The organism is Streptomyces sp. NBC_01723 (assembly GCF_036246005.1).
Taxonomy (GTDB): Bacteria; Actinomycetota; Actinomycetes; order Streptomycetales; family Streptomycetaceae; genus Streptomyces.
Genome location: NZ_CP109171.1, coordinates 8,459,107 through 8,478,269, shown reverse-complemented (window position 1 = coordinate 8,478,269; position 19,163 = coordinate 8,459,107). Strand labels below are relative to the sequence as shown.

At 71.7% G+C, this 19,163-nt stretch carries 18 protein-coding genes and 2 pseudogenes; 12 read left to right on the top strand and 8 right to left on the bottom strand.

Annotated features, from left to right (window positions below; all coding sequences use genetic code 11):
• Positions 1 to 39 precede the first annotated feature (39 nt).
• Positions 40 to 1,488, top strand: coding sequence for an amino acid permease (locus OIE75_RS39410; protein ID WP_329473801.1), 1,449 nt, complete (start codon positions 40 to 42; stop codon positions 1,486 to 1,488).
• Between the two features lie 4 nt (positions 1,489 to 1,492).
• Here OIE75_RS39410 and OIE75_RS39405 read toward each other — a convergent pair whose 3' ends face one another.
• Complete coding sequence (locus OIE75_RS39405) at positions 1,493 to 2,512, bottom strand: LacI family DNA-binding transcriptional regulator (RefSeq protein WP_329473800.1); 1,020 nt, start codon at positions 2,510 to 2,512, stop codon at positions 1,493 to 1,495.
• Positions 2,513 to 2,713: 201 nt separating this feature from the next.
• On the opposite strand from OIE75_RS39405, the gene OIE75_RS39400 reads away from it, so the two are divergent.
• The 7 genes from OIE75_RS39400 (at position 2,714) to OIE75_RS39370 (ending at position 10,089) form a co-directional block, all read left to right on the top strand.
• Positions 2,714 to 3,853: a cupin domain-containing protein gene (locus tag OIE75_RS39400; RefSeq protein ID WP_329473799.1), complete on the top strand. Its 1,140-nt coding sequence runs from the start codon at positions 2,714 to 2,716 to the stop codon at positions 3,851 to 3,853.
• A 5-nt stretch (positions 3,854 to 3,858) separates the two neighbouring features.
• The gene (locus tag OIE75_RS39395) at positions 3,859 to 4,602 is read left to right on the top strand and encodes an alpha/beta fold hydrolase (RefSeq protein ID WP_307017185.1); all 744 of its coding nucleotides are present in this window, start codon (positions 3,859 to 3,861) and stop codon (positions 4,600 to 4,602) included.
• Between the two features lie 44 nt (positions 4,603 to 4,646).
• Entirely contained in the window at positions 4,647 to 5,957 is a 1,311-nt protein-coding gene (hisD, locus tag OIE75_RS39390) for a histidinol dehydrogenase (protein WP_307017182.1), read from the top strand.
• The gene (locus tag OIE75_RS39385) at positions 5,954 to 6,748 is read left to right on the top strand and encodes an SDR family NAD(P)-dependent oxidoreductase (protein WP_329473798.1); all 795 of its coding nucleotides are present in this window, start codon (positions 5,954 to 5,956) and stop codon (positions 6,746 to 6,748) included. Before hisD ends, OIE75_RS39385 begins: the two co-directional genes overlap by 4 nt.
• Complete coding sequence (locus tag OIE75_RS39380) at positions 6,745 to 7,530, top strand: HpcH/HpaI aldolase family protein (RefSeq protein WP_307017178.1); 786 nt, start codon at positions 6,745 to 6,747, stop codon at positions 7,528 to 7,530. The genes OIE75_RS39385 and OIE75_RS39380 overlap by 4 nt, the downstream gene beginning before the upstream one ends.
• A 123-nt stretch (positions 7,531 to 7,653) precedes the next feature.
• Positions 7,654 to 9,006, top strand: a complete 1,353-nt coding sequence (locus OIE75_RS39375; RefSeq protein ID WP_329473797.1) for an MFS transporter — start codon at positions 7,654 to 7,656, stop codon at positions 9,004 to 9,006.
• Positions 9,007 to 9,090: 84 nt separating this feature from the next.
• Positions 9,091 to 10,089 (top strand): nuclear transport factor 2 family protein, encoded by a 999-nt coding sequence (locus OIE75_RS39370; RefSeq protein ID WP_329473796.1) that lies wholly within the window; start codon positions 9,091 to 9,093, stop codon positions 10,087 to 10,089.
• A gap of 260 nt (positions 10,090 to 10,349) precedes the next feature.
• On the opposite strand, the gene OIE75_RS39365 is transcribed toward OIE75_RS39370, so the two are convergent.
• Positions 10,350 to 11,096, bottom strand: a complete 747-nt coding sequence (locus OIE75_RS39365; RefSeq protein ID WP_329473795.1) for a DUF1838 family protein — start codon at positions 11,094 to 11,096, stop codon at positions 10,350 to 10,352.
• Positions 11,097 to 11,298: 202 nt separating this feature from the next.
• On the opposite strand from OIE75_RS39365, the gene OIE75_RS39360 reads away from it, so the two are divergent.
• Positions 11,299 to 12,492, top strand: coding sequence for a serine hydrolase domain-containing protein (locus OIE75_RS39360; RefSeq protein WP_329473794.1), 1,194 nt, complete (start codon positions 11,299 to 11,301; stop codon positions 12,490 to 12,492).
• A gap of 10 nt (positions 12,493 to 12,502) precedes the next feature.
• Here the strand turns inward: OIE75_RS39360 and OIE75_RS39355 are convergent, their stop codons facing one another.
• Complete coding sequence (locus OIE75_RS39355) at positions 12,503 to 13,525, bottom strand: ArsR/SmtB family transcription factor (protein ID WP_329473793.1); 1,023 nt, start codon at positions 13,523 to 13,525, stop codon at positions 12,503 to 12,505.
• 145 nt (positions 13,526 to 13,670) lie between these two features.
• Between OIE75_RS39355 and OIE75_RS39350 the strand changes: the two genes are divergently transcribed.
• Positions 13,671 to 14,078, top strand: coding sequence for a VOC family protein (locus tag OIE75_RS39350; protein ID WP_329474160.1), 408 nt, complete (start codon positions 13,671 to 13,673; stop codon positions 14,076 to 14,078).
• Between the two features lie 18 nt (positions 14,079 to 14,096).
• On the opposite strand, the gene OIE75_RS39345 is transcribed toward OIE75_RS39350, so the two are convergent.
• Both OIE75_RS39345 and OIE75_RS39340 read right to left on the bottom strand, forming a co-directional pair.
• Positions 14,097 to 15,086 carry a ferric reductase-like transmembrane domain-containing protein gene (locus tag OIE75_RS39345; protein WP_307017166.1) on the bottom strand — a complete coding sequence of 330 codons (990 nt, stop codon included), beginning with the start codon at positions 15,084 to 15,086 and terminating at the stop codon, positions 14,097 to 14,099.
• 165 nt (positions 15,087 to 15,251) lie between these two features.
• A pseudogene (locus tag OIE75_RS39340) lies at positions 15,252 to 15,510 on the bottom strand (short-chain fatty acyl-CoA regulator family protein); the annotation flags it as partial.
• Between the two features lie 14 nt (positions 15,511 to 15,524).
• On the opposite strand from OIE75_RS39340, the pseudogene OIE75_RS39335 reads away from it, so the two are divergent.
• A pseudogene (locus tag OIE75_RS39335) lies at positions 15,525 to 15,680 on the top strand (3-hydroxyacyl-CoA dehydrogenase family protein); the annotation flags it as partial.
• On the opposite strand, the gene OIE75_RS39330 reads toward OIE75_RS39335, so the two are convergent.
• From OIE75_RS39330 to OIE75_RS39320, 3 genes are all read right to left on the bottom strand, one after another.
• On the bottom strand, positions 15,671 to 16,762 hold the full coding sequence (locus tag OIE75_RS39330) for an enoyl-CoA hydratase/isomerase family protein (protein ID WP_329473792.1): 1,092 nt from the start codon (positions 16,760 to 16,762) through the stop codon (positions 15,671 to 15,673). The pseudogene OIE75_RS39335 and the gene OIE75_RS39330 sit on opposite strands and share 10 nt — an antisense overlap.
• Before the next feature lie 67 nt (positions 16,763 to 16,829).
• Positions 16,830 to 17,294 carry a spore-associated protein A gene (locus OIE75_RS39325; protein WP_329474159.1) on the bottom strand — a complete coding sequence of 155 codons (465 nt, stop codon included), beginning with the start codon at positions 17,292 to 17,294 and terminating at the stop codon, positions 16,830 to 16,832.
• Between the two features lie 151 nt (positions 17,295 to 17,445).
• Entirely contained in the window at positions 17,446 to 18,210 is a 765-nt protein-coding gene (locus OIE75_RS39320) for an SDR family oxidoreductase (protein ID WP_307017162.1), read from the bottom strand.
• 101 nt (positions 18,211 to 18,311) lie between these two features.
• Here OIE75_RS39320 and OIE75_RS39315 point away from each other — a divergent pair, with 101 nt between their 5' ends.
• The gene (locus tag OIE75_RS39315; RefSeq protein ID WP_329473791.1) at positions 18,312 to 19,160 is read left to right on the top strand and encodes a helix-turn-helix transcriptional regulator; all 849 of its coding nucleotides are present in this window, start codon (positions 18,312 to 18,314) and stop codon (positions 19,158 to 19,160) included.
• Positions 19,161 to 19,163 lie beyond the last annotated feature (3 nt).

Here is a 19,163-nt window from a genome sequence, read left to right as displayed (position 1 = left end):
CGCCCGGCCACGCGCCCCGTCCCCACCCGAGGTTCTGCCATGCCACACCACCCGTCCGCGCCACCGGCGCCCGCCGGAACAGGGAGCGGCACCGCTCTCACCCAGGGCCTCAAGGGCCGCCAGATCACCATGATCTCCATCGGCGGGGTGATCGGCGCCGGACTGTTCGTCGGCTCGTCCGCCTCCGTGACCGCCGCCGGGCCGGCCGCCCTGGTCTCCTTCCTGCTGGCCGCGGGGCTGGTGGTGCTGGTCATGCAGATGCTGGGCGAGATGGCCGTGGCCCAGCCCGACACCGGTTCCTTCTCCACCTACGCCGACCGTGCGCTGGGCCGCTGGGCGGGCTTCTCGATCGGGTGGCTCTACTGGTGGTTCTACATTCTCGTCATCCCCATCGAGGCCATCGCCGCCGGTGAGGTGGTCGCGGGTCTCACCTCGGTGCCCAGCTGGATCCCGGCGCTGGTGGTGATCGGGCTGCTGGCGGGCAGCAATCTTCTCGCGGTGCGCAACTACGGGGAGTTCGAGTACTGGTTCGCCCTGTTGAAGGTCGTCGCGATCGTCGCGTTCCTGGTTCTCGGTGCGCTCGCCGTCCTCGGTCTGCTGCCGGGGTCGGACACCCACGGGGTGTCGAACCTGTGGAGTCACGGTGGCTTCGCACCGCAGGGCGGCACGGCCGTCCTCGCCGGTCTGCTCACCGCGATGTTCAGCTTCCAGGGCAGCGAGATCGTCACCATCGCCGCCGCCGAGTCCGAGGAACCGCGCAAGAACATCAGGAAGGCCGTGCGCGCGGTGGTCTGGCGGCTCGGCCTCTTCTACATCGGCTCGATCCTCATCGTGGTGTGTCTGGTCCCGTGGAACGCCGACGATCTGGCGGCCGGCTCCTACCAGGCCGTTCTCGACCGGATGAACATCCCGGGTGCCGCGCGGATCATGGACGTCGTCCTCATCGTCGCCGTGGGCAGCTGCCTCAACTCGGCCGTGTACACCGCGTCCCGCATGATGTTCTCGCTGGCCGGGCGCGGCGACGCCCCCGCGCTCTTCGCCCGCACCTCACGGCAGGGAGTCCCCCGCAACGCGGTCGCGGCCTCCACGGTCATCGGGGTGGCCGCGGTCGTCGCCAACTACCTGCTGCCGGACGTCTTCTCGTACCTCATCGCCTCCAGCGGAGCGATCGCCCTGATCATGTATATGGTCATCGCCCTCACTCAGTACGCGAACCGGCGCAAGGGAGGGCAGCCGGCCGAGGTGCGGATGTGGGGGTTCCCCTACCTGACCCTCGCCACGGTCGCCTTCATCGCCGGGGTGCTGGTGGTCATGGCCGTGCTGCCGGGACACCGGCTGGAGCTGTGGCTCTCGCTGGGTCTGACCGCGGTCCTGGTGGGCGTGGGGGTGCTGCGGCAGCGGCGCCCGAGGGGCGGCGAGGGGGACGCCCCGGCGTCGGCGGTCCGGGAGTCGGAGCGGGCGGCACGGCACGCGGTCGGCGGACGCTGACGGATCATCGGGCGCGGGCGTGCGTGGCGCGGGGCACGAACTCGGTCGGCAGGACCAGCCGTTCGCCGGCCGGGTCGACCTCCTTGGCGATCCGCCGGACCAGCAGCCGGGCGGCCTGGCGGGACAGCTCCCGCAGGTCGTGCCGGACGGTGGTGAGCCGGAATGCCTCCCACGCGGCCATCGGGAGGTCGTCGAAGCCGATGACGGTGAGGTCGTCGGGGACCCTGACGCCGGCGGCGAGGGCCGCGTTCAGCACCCCGATGGCCACGACGTCGTTGCCGCAGAAGACGGCGGTGGGCGCCCGGTCCGCGTCGAGCAGGGCGGGCAGCGCCCGGTACCCGGTGTCGTACTCGAAGGCCCCGCGTACCACCCGGTCCTCCGGCAGTCCGACGCCCGCCTCGGCGAGGGCCAGCCGGAACCCCAGCTCGCGCTCGCGCCCCGTGGTGGTGTTCGCCGCGCCGAAGACACCCGCGATGTGCCGGTGCCCGAGGGACACGAGTTCCCGGGCGACGAGCCGCCCGCCGCCCTCGTTGTCGACGACGGAGGCGAAGTCGCCGGCCCGGCCGGTGTCCCGGTTGAGGAAGACGTAGGGCATGCCACGACGGTCCAGCTGAGCGGGCAGGCGGGAGTCGGTGGTGGCCGTCGCGAGGACGACGCCGTCCATCGACTGGTCCAGCAGCTTCTCCTCCGCGACCGCCTCGTCGGACCGCTCCGTGATCAGCATCATGCGGTAGCCGAGGCTGCTCAGTTCGTCGTGGAGCGGGGCGATGACGTGCGGGTAGAACGGGTTCGTCAGGTCGGTGACGATAACACCGACCCGTCGGGTGGCACGCGTGGAGAGGGTGCGTCCGGCCTCGCTCGGCACGTAGTTCAGCGCCTGGGCGGCGCGCCGCACCTTCTCGCGCGTGGCCTCGGAGACACGGGGATCGTCGCGCAGGGCCCGGGAGACCGTGGGCTGCGAGACACCGGCCAGTCTGGCCACGTCGTGACTGGTGATCCCCATCGGCTCTCTCCTCGTCGCCACCGGCGCCACCCGATGGCGCACGCCCACCCAATATACGTATGTCAATCCACCCCCAACCAGTCGCCCCTGCGCCGCACTCCGCCGCACCCACTGCGGCCGGTCGTCGATATCCGCACACAAAGACCTTGACCCACCCCCTTGACATCACGGCCACCGGCGCCTGTCATGGAATGCATACGTATACACACGCAAGGAGCTGTCATGCCCGACGTAGTCGTCACCCCTCACGAGCTGGCCCGCCGTACGGTGCGCCGCAGCGACTTCGTCTCCTGCGACCAGGCGTTCATCGACTGCCGCACGCCCGGTTCCGACCGCAAGGAGAACTACGCGATGATCGGGCCGGGCGTCTCACAGGCCGCCGGTCAGCACGTCAACCTCAGGCTGCCGCACGGCTACAACATCGGCGCCGCCGCCATGCCGCACGGCATCACCAACAACCTGCACCTCCACTACACGGCCGAGGTCTTCGTCTGCACCGAGGGCGAGTACCTGCTGCGCTGGGGCGTCGACGGCACCGAGGGCGAACTCACGCTCCGGGCCGGCGACATCGCGTCCGTCCCGACCTGGATCTTCCGCGGGTTCACCAACACCGGCCCCGACGACGGCTGGCTGTTCACCGTGCTGGGCATGGACGACACCGGCGGCATCATCTGGGGCCCCTCGGTCCTGCGCGAGGCGAGTGAGCACGGCCTGTACCTCACCGCCGACAACGAACTCGTCGACACCGTCGCCGGGGACCCCCTCCCCGCGGAGTCCGAGCTGGTCAGCCCCATGGCCCGGGAACACATCGACCGGCTCCGCCGCTACACCCCCGACGAGATGAGGCGCCGCATCGCCGCCGCCGACGACCTGGTCTTCTCCGAGCGGCCCTTCCTCGACAGCACCCTGCCCGGTGGCGGAGCCCGGCTGAGCTGCGTCATCGGCTACGGCATGACCGAGGACCCGCACCAGGAGCCCCGCGTCTTCAACCCGCACGGCCACAACGCCGCCTGGCTCCGCGCCGATCCCGGGCAGGGCGTCTCGACGCACCGCCAGCACGAGACCCAGACCCTGATCGTGAAGGACGGCCTGTGGGAGGTCACCCTCAACCGCACCGACCCCGTCACGGTCCGCCTCGGTCCGCGCGACATGCTCTCCGTCCCGCAGGACGCCTGGCGCTCCGTACGCAACGCGGGTGACGAGCGGGGCGACCTCCTCGTGGTCAACTCCGGTGACGGGCGGGTCCGCCTGGAGTGGGACGACGAGGTCGTCAAGAGCGCGGCGGACGCGGGCCTGGGCATCGACCACAACGGCTACGTCGCCCCCTACGCGCTGCTGCCCCGCTCCGCACGTCCCTGGTGACCGGCGTGCCGAGCGAGGACCCGGCCGGTCCGCCGCCCCTGGTCGTCGTGCCCGGCATGCTCTGCGACACCAGGCTCTGGGACGACGTCGACTTTCCGGAAGGCCACGCCGTCCATCACGTCCCGCTGCGGCGGGACGGCATCGGGGCGCTCGCCCAGGACGTGCTCTCCACGGTCACGGGCCCGTTCGTCCTCGTCGGGCTCAGCCTCGGGGCCATCGTCGGCTTCGAGGTCCTGCGCCGGGCGCCCGAGCGGGTCGCGGGGCTGTGCGTGATGGCGACCAACCCGGGTGCGCCGCGCCCCGGGCAGTACACGGCCTGGCGGGAGATGGACGAACGGATCCGGGCCGGCCGGTTCACGGACGTCGTCGAACGGACGCTGCCGGACATGTTCCCCGACCGCAGCCCCACCCCCGGGGCCACGCGGCGCTACCGGGTCATGGCGCACGCGGTGGGTGCCACCGCCGCCCGCGCCCAACTCGCCGCGCAGGCCACCCGCACGGACGCGACCGGCGTACTGCGGACCGTCCGCTGCCCCACCACGGTACTGGCCGGAGAACGGGACGCACTGTGCCCGCCCGCCTTCCACCGGGCGATCGCGCGGACCGTACCCGGAGCCGGTCTGACGCTGCTGCCGGACGCGGGACACCTCGTGCCGTGGCAACGGCCCGACGCGGTGTCGTCCGCACTGCGCGACCTGGTCACGGCCGTCGGCACGACGCCGGACGGCCCTGTGCCCACCCCCTCCTGAACGACCTGCCACCCCACCCCTTCACCCACTGGAAGTGAGCCGCCATGCCCCGACACCTCAAGTCCCCCGTGCCCGCCGCCCGAGTGACCGCGGCCCGGGCGGACGTCGCCGAGCGCGTCCGCGTCATCCTCGACGACATCCGCGAGCACGGCGACGACGCGGTACGCCGGTACTCCGAGAAGTTCGACGACTGGAGCCCCGAGTCGTTCCGCCTCTCCCCCGACGAGATCCGCCGGATCGTCTCCCAGGTGCCCGACACCGTCCTGGACGACATCCGCTTCGTGCAGGACCAGGTCCGCACGTTCGCACAGGCCCAGCGTGACGCGCTGGCCGACGTCGAGATCGAGACGCTGCCCGGCGTCCGCCTCGGCCACCGGCACGTCCCCGTGTCCGGCGCCGGCGCGTACGTACCCGGCGGGCGCTACCCGCTGACCGCGTCGGCGCACATGACGATCGTGACCGCCAAGGTGGCGGGCGTCCCCCGGGTCGCCGCCTGCACCCCGCCGATCCGGGGTGAGATCCCGGCCGCGACGGTCGCGGCCATGCACCTGGCGGGCGCCGACGAGATTCATCTGCTGGGCGGCGTCCAGGCCGTCGCGGCACTGGCCGTGGGCACCGAGACCATCGAGCGCGTGCCGATGCTCGCCGGGCCCGGCAACGCGTACGTGGCGGAGGCCAAGCGGCAGTTGTTCGGCGAGGTCGGCATCGACCTGTTCGCCGGACCCACCGAGATCCTGGTGATCGCCGACGAGCACGCGGACCCGTTCGTGGTGGCCGTCGACCTGCTGTCGCAGGCGGAGCACGGGCCGGACTCCCCCGCCGTGCTGGTCACCACGTCCGAGGAACTGGGCCGCGAGGCCGAGCGGCACATCGAGCGCCTGCTGCCCGGCCTGCCCACCCGGGACTTCGCCGGACCGGCCTGGCGCGACCACGGCGAGATCGTGGTCGCCGACAGCCTCGACGACGCCTTCCGGATCGCCGACTCGTACGCGAGCGAGCACGTGGAGGTGCTGACCGAGAACCCGCGCCAGGCCCTGGACAGGATGCGGGACTACGGCGCCCTCTTCCTCGGGGAGGGGACCTGTGTCTCCTACGGCGACAAGGTCATCGGCACCAATCACGTCCTGCCCACCCGCGGCGCCGCCCGCTACACGGGCGGCCTGTGGGTCGGCAAGTACCTCAAGACGGTGACCTACCAGGAGGTCACCGACACCGCGTCCTCCGCGCTGCTCGGCGAGGTGTGCGGCCGGGCCGCGCGCGTCGAGCTGTTCGAGGGGCACGCCCGCTCCGGCGACGTGCGTGCCGCCAAGTACGGCCGGGGCAGCCTGCCCTGGAACGAGGAGGGCGCCGCGTGAGCCCCCGTACCGCAGCGCCGGCCGGACACAGCGCGCCGTTGGCCGGGCGTACCGCTCTGGTCACCGGGGGAGGCAGCGGCCTCGGCCGGAGCATCGCACGGCGGTTGGTCGCCGACGGGGCCCGTGTGGTGATCACGGGCCGCGACGGGACCAGGCTCGAGGAGACCGCCGACCGTCTCGGCCCGGGCGTCTCGCACCGCGTCTGCGACGTCTCCAGCCCCGAAGCGGTCGCGCAACTCGCCCACGACCTGGCCGACGAGGAAATCTCGATCCTGGTCAACAACGCCGGGACGGCGGGACCGGTGGCACCGCTCACCGAAATCGACCCGCGGGAGTGGGACGAGGTCTTCCACGTGAACGTGCGCGGGGTGTTCCTGATGTGCCGGGCCTTCCTGCCCGCCATGACCGCGCGGGGCGCCGGCGACATCGTGAACATCGCCTCGGTCTCCGGCAAACGCCCGCTGGCGCGGCGCACTCCCTACTGCGCCTCGAAGATGGCCGTCATCGGGCTCACCACCACGCTCGCCGCCGAGGCGGGACCGCACGGCATCATGGTGAACTCCCTGTCCCCCGGGCCTGTTTCCGGCCCCCGGATGGAGCGCAACTTCAGGCTGGAGGCAGAACGCACGGGCAGCTCCCCCGCCCAGGCCGAGCAGGCGTTCGTGGCCCGCTCCGCCCTGGGGCGGATGGTGACCGAGGACGAGGTCGGCGAGGCCGTCACCGCGATGCTGCGCATGGGCGGTCTCTGCGGGGCCGACATCGACCTCTCGGCCGGGATGGTGGCCCGGTGACGGCGCGCGGCACACCCCGCCGCGGCCTCAAGCAGCGCCTTGCGGACGGCGAGCGGTTGCGGGGCGCCCTGCTGCGGCTCCCGTCGGAGACACTGGTGGAGATGGCGGGGGTCGCCGGACTCGACTACGTCGTGATCGACTGCGAGCACGGGCCGGCCGACCTGACCCTGCTCCAGCATCACCTCACGGCCGCGGCGGCACACGGACTGGACGTCCTGGTCCGCGTCGGTTCGGCCGAGCCGGCCCTCGCGCTGCGCTGCCTCGACCTGGGCGCCGCCGGGCTGATCCACCCCCACGTCGACACCCGCGAGGACGCCCGGCGTGCGGTGGCCGCCAGCCACTACCCGCCGTGGGGAGAGCGCGGTTTCGCCACGTACAGCAGAGCGGGCCGGTTCGGTACCGTCGGCGCGGCCGAGCATGTGGCCGCGTCCCGCGAGACCCTGGTCGTGGCGATGGTCGAGACGCGGCGCGCCTGCGACGCCGCCGACGCCATCGCCGCCACCGAGGGGGTGGACGCGGTCCTGGTGGGCCCCGCCGACCTCGCCGCCGACTGCGGCTTTCCGGACCCCGGCGTGGTCGACGCCCTGATCTCGCGGGCGCACGACGCGACGCGCGCCAACGGGCGGGCCGTCATGGCGATCGTGCCGGACCTCGACGCCGCCCGGGCCGCCGAGCGGCGGGGCGCACAGCTCGTCGTCTACAACATGGCCCACGTACTCATGGACACCCTGCGCTCCCTGACCGCGCCCGGGACGACGGACGCGACCGGGGACCCGGCCTGACGGGGCGAACCCTTGACGCCCCCCGCACGGATCCTTAGTGTTCACCAGCAGTTCATACGTATGCACACCTAACCTGCATCCTCATCCCCTCTCTCCCCCTCCCCCTGCGCGATCGGAGAAGCCATGTCCGCCGCAGCACCGGCCTCCCCAGCAGTCGGCTCTCCCCAGTCCGACACGGACAAGCGTCACGCGATACGCCGAGCCATCGGCGCCGGCAGCATCGGCAATTTCGTCGAACAGTTCGACTACGGCCTGTACGGCTACATGGCCCCCATCATGGCCCCGGCGTTCTTCCCCGAGAGCGACCGGACCGTGGCGGTGCTGGGCACGTACGCGATCATCGCCATCGCCTGCCTGTTCCGCCCGATCGGCGGCACCCTCGTGGGCCGCTGGGGCGACCGGGTCGGCCGCAAGAAGACCCTGTTGTGGACCATCGTCGCCATGGGCGTGACCACCGCCCTGATCGGCATGCTGCCCACGTACCAGCAGATCGGCATCGGTGCGCCGCTCCTGCTCCTGCTGCTCCGGGTCGTCCAGGGCGCGGTCTCGGGCGGCGAGTACGTGGGGGCCGTCGCCTTCATCGTGGAGTGGGCGGAGCCGAACCGCCGCGCCTACTACACGTCGTACGCCTCCAATAGTTGCTTCGTCGGCACCCTCGCCGGCGCCGGTACGGCGGCCCTGACCAGCTGGGTGTTCCAGGGCGAGGCCCTGGACTCGTACGGGTGGCGACTGCCGTTCCTGCTGGCGATCCCGCTCAGCCTGGTCGGGGTGTGGCTGCGTCGCCACATCGAGGAGACCCCGGAGTTCGTGCGCGCGACGGCGGAGGGCGCGGACGTCGTCAAGTCGCCGGTCCGTGAGGCGCTGCGCTCGCAGTGGCGGCCGATCCTGGTCTTCTGCGGGATCTCGATCATGCTCGCGATCCTGTCCTACAGCTGGGTCACGTTCTATCCGCAGTACCTCACCGACACGCTCGGTCTGCCGCGCTGGATGGGCCTGGCCTCGAACGCCATCTCCATCGCGGTCCTCATCCCCCTCCTGCCGCTGGCCGGCATGCTGTCCGACCGGATCGGGCGCAAGCCGATGCTGGTGACGGGTGCCATCGCCTGCATCGTGCTGGTCCCGCTCGCCTTCCGGGTGGGCGAGGAGGGCACCTTCGGGGCCGCGGTGGCCAGTCAACTCATCTACATCGTGCCGGAGTTCTTCCTCACCGGCATCGTCACCGTCTGCGCGGCCGAGCTGTTCTCCACGCGCACCAGGTTCAGCGCGAGCGCCATCGCGTACAACAGCTCGTTCTCCATCTTCATGGGCATCACGCCCTTCGTCGCGACGCTGCTGGTCAGCACCTTCGACACCATCTACGCCGTCTGGGCCTACCTGGCGGCGGGCGCCCTCCTGGCGCTGGTCGTCGTGAGCGCCTTCATGACGGAGACGTACCGGAGCCACCTGGGCGCGGACAAGTTCGCCGCCCGCCAGTGAGCGAGTCGGTACATACGCATTCAGTACATCCGCATTCACGCCCACCCGCACAGATGTCATCGATTCACAGGAACGGATAGCACCATGCCTCTCGACCCCGTCGCATACCTCCCCTACAAGGACCCGGACGACTTCATCCGCGAGGTGACCGATCGCATCTGGGTCGACCGGGACATCGCCCACATCGTCGACAACTACGAGCCCGACTCGATCGTGCACACCAGCCTCGGCACCGTCGTCGGCCGTGACGGCGTCATCGAGGGCACCACCATCCGCATGGGCAGCACGCCGGGCCACATCGGCCAGGCGGAGGACGTGGTCTGGGAGGCACGCGGCGACGACGCCTTCCTCAGCTCCCACCTGGTCTTCTCCGCCGACGAGCACCTGGTGGACGGCCGCAGCATCCGCATCCGCAAGCGCACGGTGGCCAACTGCCTTTACCGCAGGGGCCGGATGGTGGAGGAGTGGGTGGTACGCGACGAGCTGGCCGACTGCCTCCAGCGCGGCGTCGATCCCGCCGAGGCGGCGCGCCGGCTCACCTTCCAGGGCTACAGCGGCTCCATGCTCGACGAACCGCCGACGGACGTGCTGCTCGAAGGCGTCAGCGGCGCCCGCCAGGACGAGTACCGCCCTGAGTGCGAGATGGTGCTGCAGTTCATCGACGAGGTGTGGACGCGGCGCCAGTTGCACCGGGTCAACGACTTCATGGTCCGCGACCTGTTCCTGCACACGGTCGGCGACCGTACCGTCATCCGCCCCGAGCGCTACCAGAGCGACCTCCTCGCCATGGTCGGCCCCTTCCCCGACGCGCGGTTCGCCGTCCGGGACATCCAGACCAACCACTCCCCGCGCTACGCGGGCCTGCGCGTCGCCGTCCTGTGGACCATGCACGGCACCTACCGCGGCACCCCCGCCTTCGGCCCCCTCACCGGACGGCCGGTGACGGTGCTCGGGGTGTCGCAGTTCCTGATCCAGGACGGCCGCATCGTGAAGGAGGTCCGCGTCTACGACGAGATCTCGCTCCGCGCGCAGATCGACGCGGGACGCGAGGAGGGCCCTCAGGTGGAGGCCAACATCTACTGAGCCTCCCCCCTGCCGTGGGCGGCGCGGCGCTCGAGTGCCGGGCCGCCCCACGAGGTAGCGGTGGAGCACGGCCATCGGCTCGTCCTCGAAGCGGTGCGGGCCGACAGGGCCGGGCGAGGCCACGCTCTTGTGGACCACCACCTCGACCGTGGTCACCACGCGTCGGGTGGCGGCCTCGTAGGTCTCCACCTTCGCGAGGAGTTCGGGTGCCCTCGGGGCCTGTTCGGCCACGACGCGCAGGAGTCGCGGGACGTCGGCGGCTACTGCGGCGGGTTGAGCTTGCGGAAGTAGGTCCAGCTCGTCTCGTTCGGCTCGCTCCACTTCTCCGGGGCGTGTGCGAACTCCGGATGGCGGTCCGCGATGTACGCGCGGGTGCGCTCGGGAACCTCGGTGTAGGCGCCGAGCTTGCGGCCCCGGCAGTGGAAGGTGAGGCCGCCGGGCCGCTGTCCGCGGGCCATCCACGGGAGCCACGGGGACATCCGGGACCACGACATGGTCGCCGGGACACTGGGTGCGGGGCCCGCCAGGTCGGCACGGTCGGCGAAGAACTGGAAGAGCTCCAGAGCCCTGTACGTGTCGCCGGCCGAGTGGACCGGGTACTGGGCCACGGGCAGCGGCGAGGGGTAGGCGAGCGGGATCTCCAGGCTGAAGCAGACCTGTCCGCCGAGTTCGGTCGTCGGGACGGGGAAGGGTCGCCACTTCTGGTTCGCCGGATCGTTCCAGACGTGCACGACCGGCAGGTCCCGCCAGGTCTCCAGGATCTCGCGGCTGACGGGGTCGAGGTAGAAGGCGGCCTCACGGGTGAGCAGACGGTAGGCGTCCGGGCCTCCGTCGGCGTCCTGGACTAGGCGGGCGACGTTGACCCCCTCGAAACCGAAGAGACGCTCGTACGGCTCGTCGGGGGCCCAGGCGTACACGTCACCGGTCCACCAGTAGGTGACCTCCTCGCCGTCCAGCGAGGCACGGGTGCGGGCGAGGGCGCGGAGCTGTTCTGCGGGTGTCGTCATGGGAAGTACTCTGCGCGATCACCGCCGTGACGCGGCGCCGATCGCCCCGGCATGGCCCGGAATTGACCAGAAGGAAAGCTTCACCTGTCGGGTGACAGCGAGACGGACACCGGCCGCCGCCGGGGGTCGTCCGGGGTGCCGTCAGGGGTCGCTCGGGGGTCTCCCCGATGTTCCGCGCCCGGCCGGTCGGCAGTGTGGGGACATGACCTCAACGCACATGTCACGAAGGGCATTCGGGCACGTGGCGGTCGCCGGGACCGCCGCAGTGGCCACCGGCCTGGCACTGCACGGGCAACCCGCCGGTGCCGCGCCGATGTCGCCACAGCCGCTGCCGCCCTTGGACCCCGCCGCGCTTCAGGCGGTCATCGATGACCGCGCGGCCCCTCCGTCGACCGCGGCGCAGCTCCGGATCGGCGGGACGGCCGGCCACTGGCGCGGCACCTCGGGCCTCGCCGACCTCGGGAGCCGGCGTCCGGTGCGGGCGGGTGACAGGCTCCGGATCGGCAGCGTGACCAAGGTCTTCGTCGCCACGGTCGTCCTCCAGCTGGTGGCGGAGCGCCGGTTGACGCTGGACACGCCGGTGCGGCGGATCCTGCCGGGCCTGCTGCCGGACCAGTACGGCGCGATCACCGTGGCGCACCTGCTGAACCACACCAGCGGGCTGCCCGACCACGTCGGCATCCCGGAGCCGGAGACGGCCGAGGAGGTGTTCCGGCACCGCTTCGACCACTGGACACCGCGCGAGTGGGTGGCGACGGCGACGCACGGCCCGCTGAAGTTCGCGCCGGGTACCCGGCAGGAGTACCGCGGCATCAACTACGTGCTGGCCGCCCTGATCATCGACACGCTGACCGGGTGCCCGTACGGGGAGGCGGTGGCGGCCCGCGTCCTGCGCCCTCTGGGCCTGACCCGCACCTCCGTGCCGGGAGACGACCCGCGCATCCGTGGCCGGCATGTGCACGGATACCTCAGGACGGCGGACGGCAGGCTGCGGGACATCACCGAGTACGACCAGTCGTCGGCCCGGGGCGAGGGCGACATGATCTCCACGGTGGAGGACGTGGACCGGCTGCTCACCGCACTGTTCTCGGGCGAACTGCTGCCGCCACGACTGCTCCGGCTGATGTTCACCCTGCCCCCGGACGAGGTGCGCATGCTCGACGGCAGCCCGGCCCGCTACAGCACCGGACTCCAACAGGCCGCCGTCAACGGCGTCGTCCTGTGGGGCAAGACCGGCGAGACGTACGGCTACAAGAACGCCGCGTTCTCCACCCGCGACCTGCGCCGCCGCTTCGTCCTCGCCCACCACCCGACGACGGTCCGCGACGGTACGGAGAGCCAGATGATCGCCCGGGTCGCCGACCTGCTGACGCGGGAAGCCGGCGGCGCCGGGTGACGCCCTCCAGTCACGGTGGCGGCGACCCGGCGGACGGGCCGGTCTCCGGGGACGGGCGGAGGAAGGCGCGGGCCCGGGGTGTGTGCTGGTAGTGGACGTGCCGGCCGGAGCGGGTGCGGTGCACCAGGTCGGCGGCGAGGAGGCGGGTCAGGTGGAAGGAGACCGTCGCGGGGGCGAGGTGGTGCAGGGCGGCCAGCGCCGTGGTGGTGCGCGGTTCGGTCAGGCTGTGGAGAATCGCCAGTCGAGTGGCGCCGAGGACGGGCGCGATGCGCGGGCCCGGGTGGCGTGCGGCGCCCATGGGGACGGCGAGCTGGGCTTCCTCGCGTCGCAGGGGGGCGTGCAGACCGACCCGGTCCAGGAAGAGGCTCGGGATGAGCGTGAGGGGGTGCGTGCCGCCGACCTCGCCCTCGTAGGCCGAGGTGACCTGTAGTGCGCCGTCCTGCCAGCGCAGGGAGGAGTGCAGGGCCGCGAGGGCACCGCCGAGTCCCTCCCGGGCCGCGACGGCGCCATGCCGTTCCACGAAGCCCTCGAAGCTCGCGGTGGTCTCGGACCAGCGCGGTGCCATGGTCTTCGACCACAGCCAGTGCAACTCGCGGGCGAGACGCTCCCGCAGTTCGCTCTCGCCGACCTCGATCCTGGGCCGGACCCGCTCCTCGGCCCGTTCGAGCTGGCCTTCGCGCAGCCAGGGGCAGCGCCTGCCCCGCGCCTGTCCCCCGGCCAGGAAGGCGGTGAACTGGGTCCCCACCGTGCGCGTCGGGGTGGTGGCGACGGCGTGCAACTGGTCCTCGACGGACGGCAGGAAGGTGCGGGGCGCCGGAGTGAGCAGTTCCGGGAGGTAGGCGGTGTATCCGCGGGCCACGGCGGCGAGCGTCGGCAGCCGGCCGGAGGACAGCAGGGCCCCGACCCGACGGAGGGCGGGCGGAGGTCTCCGGACCTCGGACACCGCTACCAGCGCGGCCGCCAACTCCCCCACGGGTGACACGGCCCAGCGCAGACCGGCCAGCCGCTCGGCGGGCATGTGCACGCGAATCACGGGTCCGCTCCCCTGTGTGTCTCAACCCCGGTGAACGGTTCGTCGCAGACCGGCTTTCGAACCTGATCGAATCAACGCGTCAGGCAGGCGTTCGGTTCCTAGGCTCCGGGGACCACCATCACAGCCCTTGGAAAGGCATGACCCTGTGCACCAGCAGATGATCTTCGTGAACCTGGCCACCAACGACCTCGACGCGGCCAGGAAGTTCTTCGCCGAACTGGGCTTCGCCGCCGACGACAGCTTCAGCGACGACACGACGGCCGCGATTCCCCTCAGCGACACCATCAACGTCATGCTGCACACCCACCGCAAGTACGCCGAGTTCACGAAGAAGCGCATCGTGGACTCGACCTCGTCCAGCGAGGTGCTGCTCGCCCTGAGCGCCGCCAGTCGGGAAGAGGTCGACGCGCTGGTCGAGAAGGCGGTGGCCGCGGGGGGCTCGGTCACCGGTGAGCCCCAGGACCACGGCTTCATGTACGGCCGCGCCTTCGACGACCTCGACGGGCACACCTGGGAGGTGATGTGGATGGATCCGACGGCGGCGCAGGGGTGATTCCGGCGGTCGTCGCGGTCACTCCGACGCCGGGGCGTGCGGGCCGGTCGCCGGTGGTTCGGCCGGACGGTCCCGTCCGCCGTCGCGGCCGGACACCACCACGACCAGGAGACCCACGACGACGGCGGCGGCGACGAGGCGTCCGGCGGCTCGCGTCGTCCATCCCGCCCGGGACGCGCCCTCGCGCGTCCCGGGCGCGCCCAGTCGCTCGGCGCGCCGGGCGGGTCGCATCAGACGCAGCAGCAGCAAGGCTGCGACGGGGAGTTGCAACAGCCACAGCCCGGTGCGCGGCCACTCTCCGTACCAGACGTTGGTCCCGTACAGCAGGGTGTGCCAGACGCTCAGCACGTACACGACGACGACGAACCGGTGCAGTCGCCGCCAGGTGTTCGCGCCGATGCGGTGCCGGACGTAGAACAACAGGCCCAGCGGGACGGCCAGGTAAAGGGCGGCCTGGCCGATGGGGATGGCGATCCGGCCGGTGCCGGAGTCGTACCAGCCGGGCACGAAGCTGTCCGCGAAGGCGACCCAGAGCCGCTCGGCCCACCCCACCTTCGTTTCGTAGCGCACGAGTTCGGCCGCGAACATCAGCGCGTGCGCGAACATCAGGGCCATGGTGGTCAGGCTGGTCGTCCGATGCCAGCGTTCCAGCACCTGCCGGGAGACGGGCAGTCCGGTGGGGCGCGGTCCGGACAGCAGCAGTCCGAGCATCACCGTGCCCCACGCCCACAGCAGGCCGGACCAGCCGAAAGCCTGGCTGAGCAGGTACATCCAGTAGGTGCCCGGGTCGTCCATGAACGGCATGACCGCGACGGTGGCCGAGTCCCCCGACCCCATGCGTGCGTAGAGGAAGGCGAACACGGCCGCGGTGACCACCACCGCGGCGCCGGCGTCGGGCACCGCGGACCTCAGATCGCCCCGGAGGGCGGGGCGGTCGGCGGGACGGCGGTCGCGTCCGGTCCGCGCGGCGGCCGGCCCGTCCTCCTCGGGCCTCGCGTTGGACAGCATCAGGGACCTCCCGGGCGCCGCCGCCGCCGCGACGGTGCGCGTGCGTCGTGGGGCCATCAGTCTGGCCGACGGGACAGCGGGGCACCGAGTCGCGATCAAGCCAGTGCGCCGGGAGTGTGCGGCCGAAAAGGCACGGTGGCGCCGGTGCTTGGCGGCGCGCCGCGCTCAGCGGGAACCGTGGTTCGTGACCGGACAGCGCACGAAGGTGCTGCTGTTCTGGTCGATGAGCAGCCCTCGGCCGAGCTGTGGCGCGCCCCGCTGGGAGCAGTCGAGGCGCGCACAGACGCGACAGCCCATGCCGATGCGGGGTCGCGGCGGTGGCGTTGCCGAGCTCGAGGCCGCCCGAGCAGACAAGCCGGTGGGCGTGGCGGGTCTCGCAGCCGAGGCCGATGGCGTACAACCTGCCGGATTCGTTCCACGGGCCGCTGCGGCCGGCCCGATCTCATCGGTCTGGACACCGTCGGCGCGATCGCTGAGTCGCTGTACGACGGGTTCCGCGAGCAGGTGTACGCCCCGCCGCCGCTGCTCCAGCGCATGGTGGAGGCGGGACTCCTCGGCCGGAAGACCGGCCGGGGATTCCACACCTACGACCGGGTCCGACCGCCGGATTCCGGCGCGGCGCCGGTCGGGGTGGCGAGCCCGAGTTCGCGCTGGCCGAGGGGGGTGAAGAAGCGCTCGACGTCCGCGTCGGTGACGTCGGCGAGGGTGGCCGGCGTCCAGCGGGGGTTGCGGTCCTTGTCGATGATCTGGGCGCGGATGCCCTCGACCAGGTCGGGTGCGGTCAGTGCCGCGCAGGAGACGCGGTACTCCTGGTCCAGGACCCGTTCCAGGGAGCCGAGCCCGCGAGCGCGGCGTACGGCGGCCAGGGTGACCTTGAGGGAGGTCGGCGACCTGGTGAGCAGGGTCTCGGCGGCCTCCTTGGCGGCCGGATCGCCGTGGTCGTACAGCCGCCGCACGGCCTCCTCGACGCCGTCCGTCGCGTAGCAGGCGTCGATCCAGGTCCGGTGCGCGGCCAGGACACCCGGTGGGGGCGCCTGCGCGTACCGGGCCAGGGCCTCGGCGGCGGGCAGCTCGGCCAGCTCGTCGACGAGCTCGCCCAGCACGGCGGAGGGCACGTAGTGGTCGGCGAGTCCGCAGAGCAGCGCGTCGGCGGCGCCGATCTGCGTGCCGGTCAGGGCGAGGTGGGTGCCGAGTTCGCCGGGGGCGCGGGCGAGCAGGTGGGTGCCGCCGACGTCGGGGACGAAGCCGATGCCGGTCTCGGGCATGGCGATCCGGGAGCGTTCGGTGACGATCCGGACACCGCCGTGCGCGGAGATGCCGACGCCACCGCCCATGACGATGCCGTCCATCACGGCGACGTACGGCTTCGAGTAGCGGGCGATGCGGGCGTTGAGCCGGTACTCGTCACGCCAGAAGGCGGCCGAGGCGGTGCCGTCGCCGTCGCGGGCGTCGTCGTGAATGGTCCGGATGTCGCCGCCCGCGCACAGGCCGCGCTCGCCGGCGCCGGTGACGACGACGGTCTCGACGGCCGGGTCCCGCTCCCAGGCGGTCAGCGCCTCGTCGACGCGGAGCACCATCTCGTGGGTGAGGGAGTTCAGGGCCCGGGGCCGGTTGAGGGTGATGTGCGCGGCCCGGCCGGTGGTGTGCAGGAGGACGGGTGCGTCGGTGCCGTTCATCTCGACACCGTACTCGGCGGCACGCGATGAGAGGGCTCCGCCCACCGGCGGAGCCCCCTCCTGGCCGTCACCGGTCGCCGGCGAACCAGTCCTTCTGCGGGGTCTTGGCAGCGAGCGCGCCGCAGTTGGAGCCGTAGTTCCAGGCCTGCAGGTTGTCGATGACGCCGCCCCACTCCACGCAGGCACCCCGCGCGAAGGCGTACACCGGCCCCGCGTACGAGCGGTACTCGCCCGCGTCGTACATGTCCTCGCTGCTGTCGACGTTGCGCACGTAGGCCACCATGTACTTCGGTGCGCCGGTGCTGTTGCGGATGGTCACCGTGCAGTTCCTGCCCGTTGACGAGTTGTAGGTGAGGTAGACCGTGCCGGTCTTCCCGATCGGCATGGAGTTCACCACCTTGTAGCCGGAGCCGCAGACCCCGTTGTACGCGGCGGTCGCGCCGTTGGTGGCCGCGCCGGCGGCGGGGGCGGACACCAACAGCCCCGCTCCGATGGCCCCGACGGCGATCAACGACGTACCCACCGCTTGCATGGAACGCTTCATGGCACCTCGATCCGTGAATCGGACTGGCCTCCCCATGGTGTTACTGAAGCCACCCGTTGAGACCTTTGCGCCCGTTCGGTGGTTGTACGCCGTTGACGACTGTTTAAGGCCATTCGCGAAGAAGATCGCGGAGTGGCACCTACTTTCCGTGCGGGTCGGTCGCGTTGAGTGCGGCCACGACCTGGTCGTAGTCGCCGCGGGCCTCCCCGTAGCGCAGGAACTTCACGCGCTCGACCTGGATCTCCCGGGCGTCGGGCTCGGCCTCGATCAGGCCGACGACCTCCGCGACGAACTCGTCGAGCGGCATGGCGTGCTCGTTGTCCTCCTGGCCGGGCAGCAGCGCGGTGCGCACGGACGGCGGTACGAGTTCGACGACCTTCACCGAGGTGTCGGCCAGCTGGAGCCGGACGGACTCGCTGAGCATGTGGATCGCGGCCTTCGACGCGTTGTAGCTGGGCGTGACCTTGAGCGGTGTGAAGGCCAGGCCCGAGGAGACGGTCATGATCGTGGCGTCCGGGCGGGTCCGCAGGTGTTCGACGAAGGCGGCGATGAGCCGGATCGGGCCGAGCACGTTGGTCGCCACCGTGGCCTCCGCGGTGGCGAGGAAGGTGGCGGGATCGCGCCAGTCCTCGGCGTGCATCACGCCGGCCATCGTGACGAGTACGTTGAGGTCCGGATGGTCCGCGAGCACCTGCTTGGCGGCGGTCGCGATGCTCGCGGCGTCCGTGGTGTCGATCCGCACGGTGTCGATGCCGGGGTGGTCGGCCGCGATCCGTGCGAGCAGTTCGCCACGCCGCCCGCCGACGATGACCTTGTTCCCGCGCGCCTGCAGCTCGAGGGCGAGGGCGAGGCCGATACCGCTGGTGGAGCCCGGGATGAAGATGGTGTTTCCGGAGATGTCCATGCCTCGATCGTGGCCGGTGCGCGGGCCCGGGTGCAGAGACCGCTTGTCGGGGGATCGGCGATCCCTGGCTCACTCTTCGGCGCCGGACGACAATCGACCGCATGGACCGTGCAGCACTGGCCGACTTCCTGCGCAGCCGCCGTGAGGCGCTCCGACCGGAGGACACCGGACTTCCCACAGGCCCCCGCCGGCGGGCGAAGGGGCTGCGGCGTGAGGAGGTCGCCTCCCTGGCCGTGATGTCGACCGACTACTACACCCGGCTGGAGCAGCGGCGCGGCCCGCAGCCCAGTGAGCACATGCTGGCCTCGCTGGCCCGTGCGCTGCGGCTCACCGGCACCGAGCGCGACTACCTGTACCGGGTGGCCGGGCACAACGCGCCGACGTCACTGTCGGCCACCACCCATGTCGCCCCGGCACTCCTCAGGGTCCTCGACCGGCTCGACGACACCCCGGCGCTCGTCCTGACCGACCTGGGCGAGACGCTGGTGCAGAACCGGATGGCCGCGGCCCTGTTCGGGGACGCGTCCCGGCACACCGGAGCGGCGCGCAGCGCGATCTACCGCTGGTTCACCGACCCGGCGGAGCGTTCCCTCTATCCCGAGGCCGACCGGGACCGGCAGAGCCGCGCCCAGGTGGCGAACCTGCGCGCCGCCTACGGCCTGCGGGGTGCGCGGTCGCGGGCCGGCGAACTCGTACGGACGCTGGAGAAGGCGAGCGAGGAGTTCGCCGAGCTGTGGGCCCGGCACGAGGTCGCGCGGCGCTTCGAGGACCACAAGACGCTCATCCACCCGGAGCTGGGCCCGATCGAGGTGGACTGCCAGGCACTGTTCACCGAGGACCAGCAGCAGACGCTCCTGGTCCTCACCGCTCCCCCACGCACGGAGGGCTACGAGAAACTGCGCCTGCTGGCCGTACTGGGCCTCGACACCTTCACGGAGGCGGACCGCTGACCA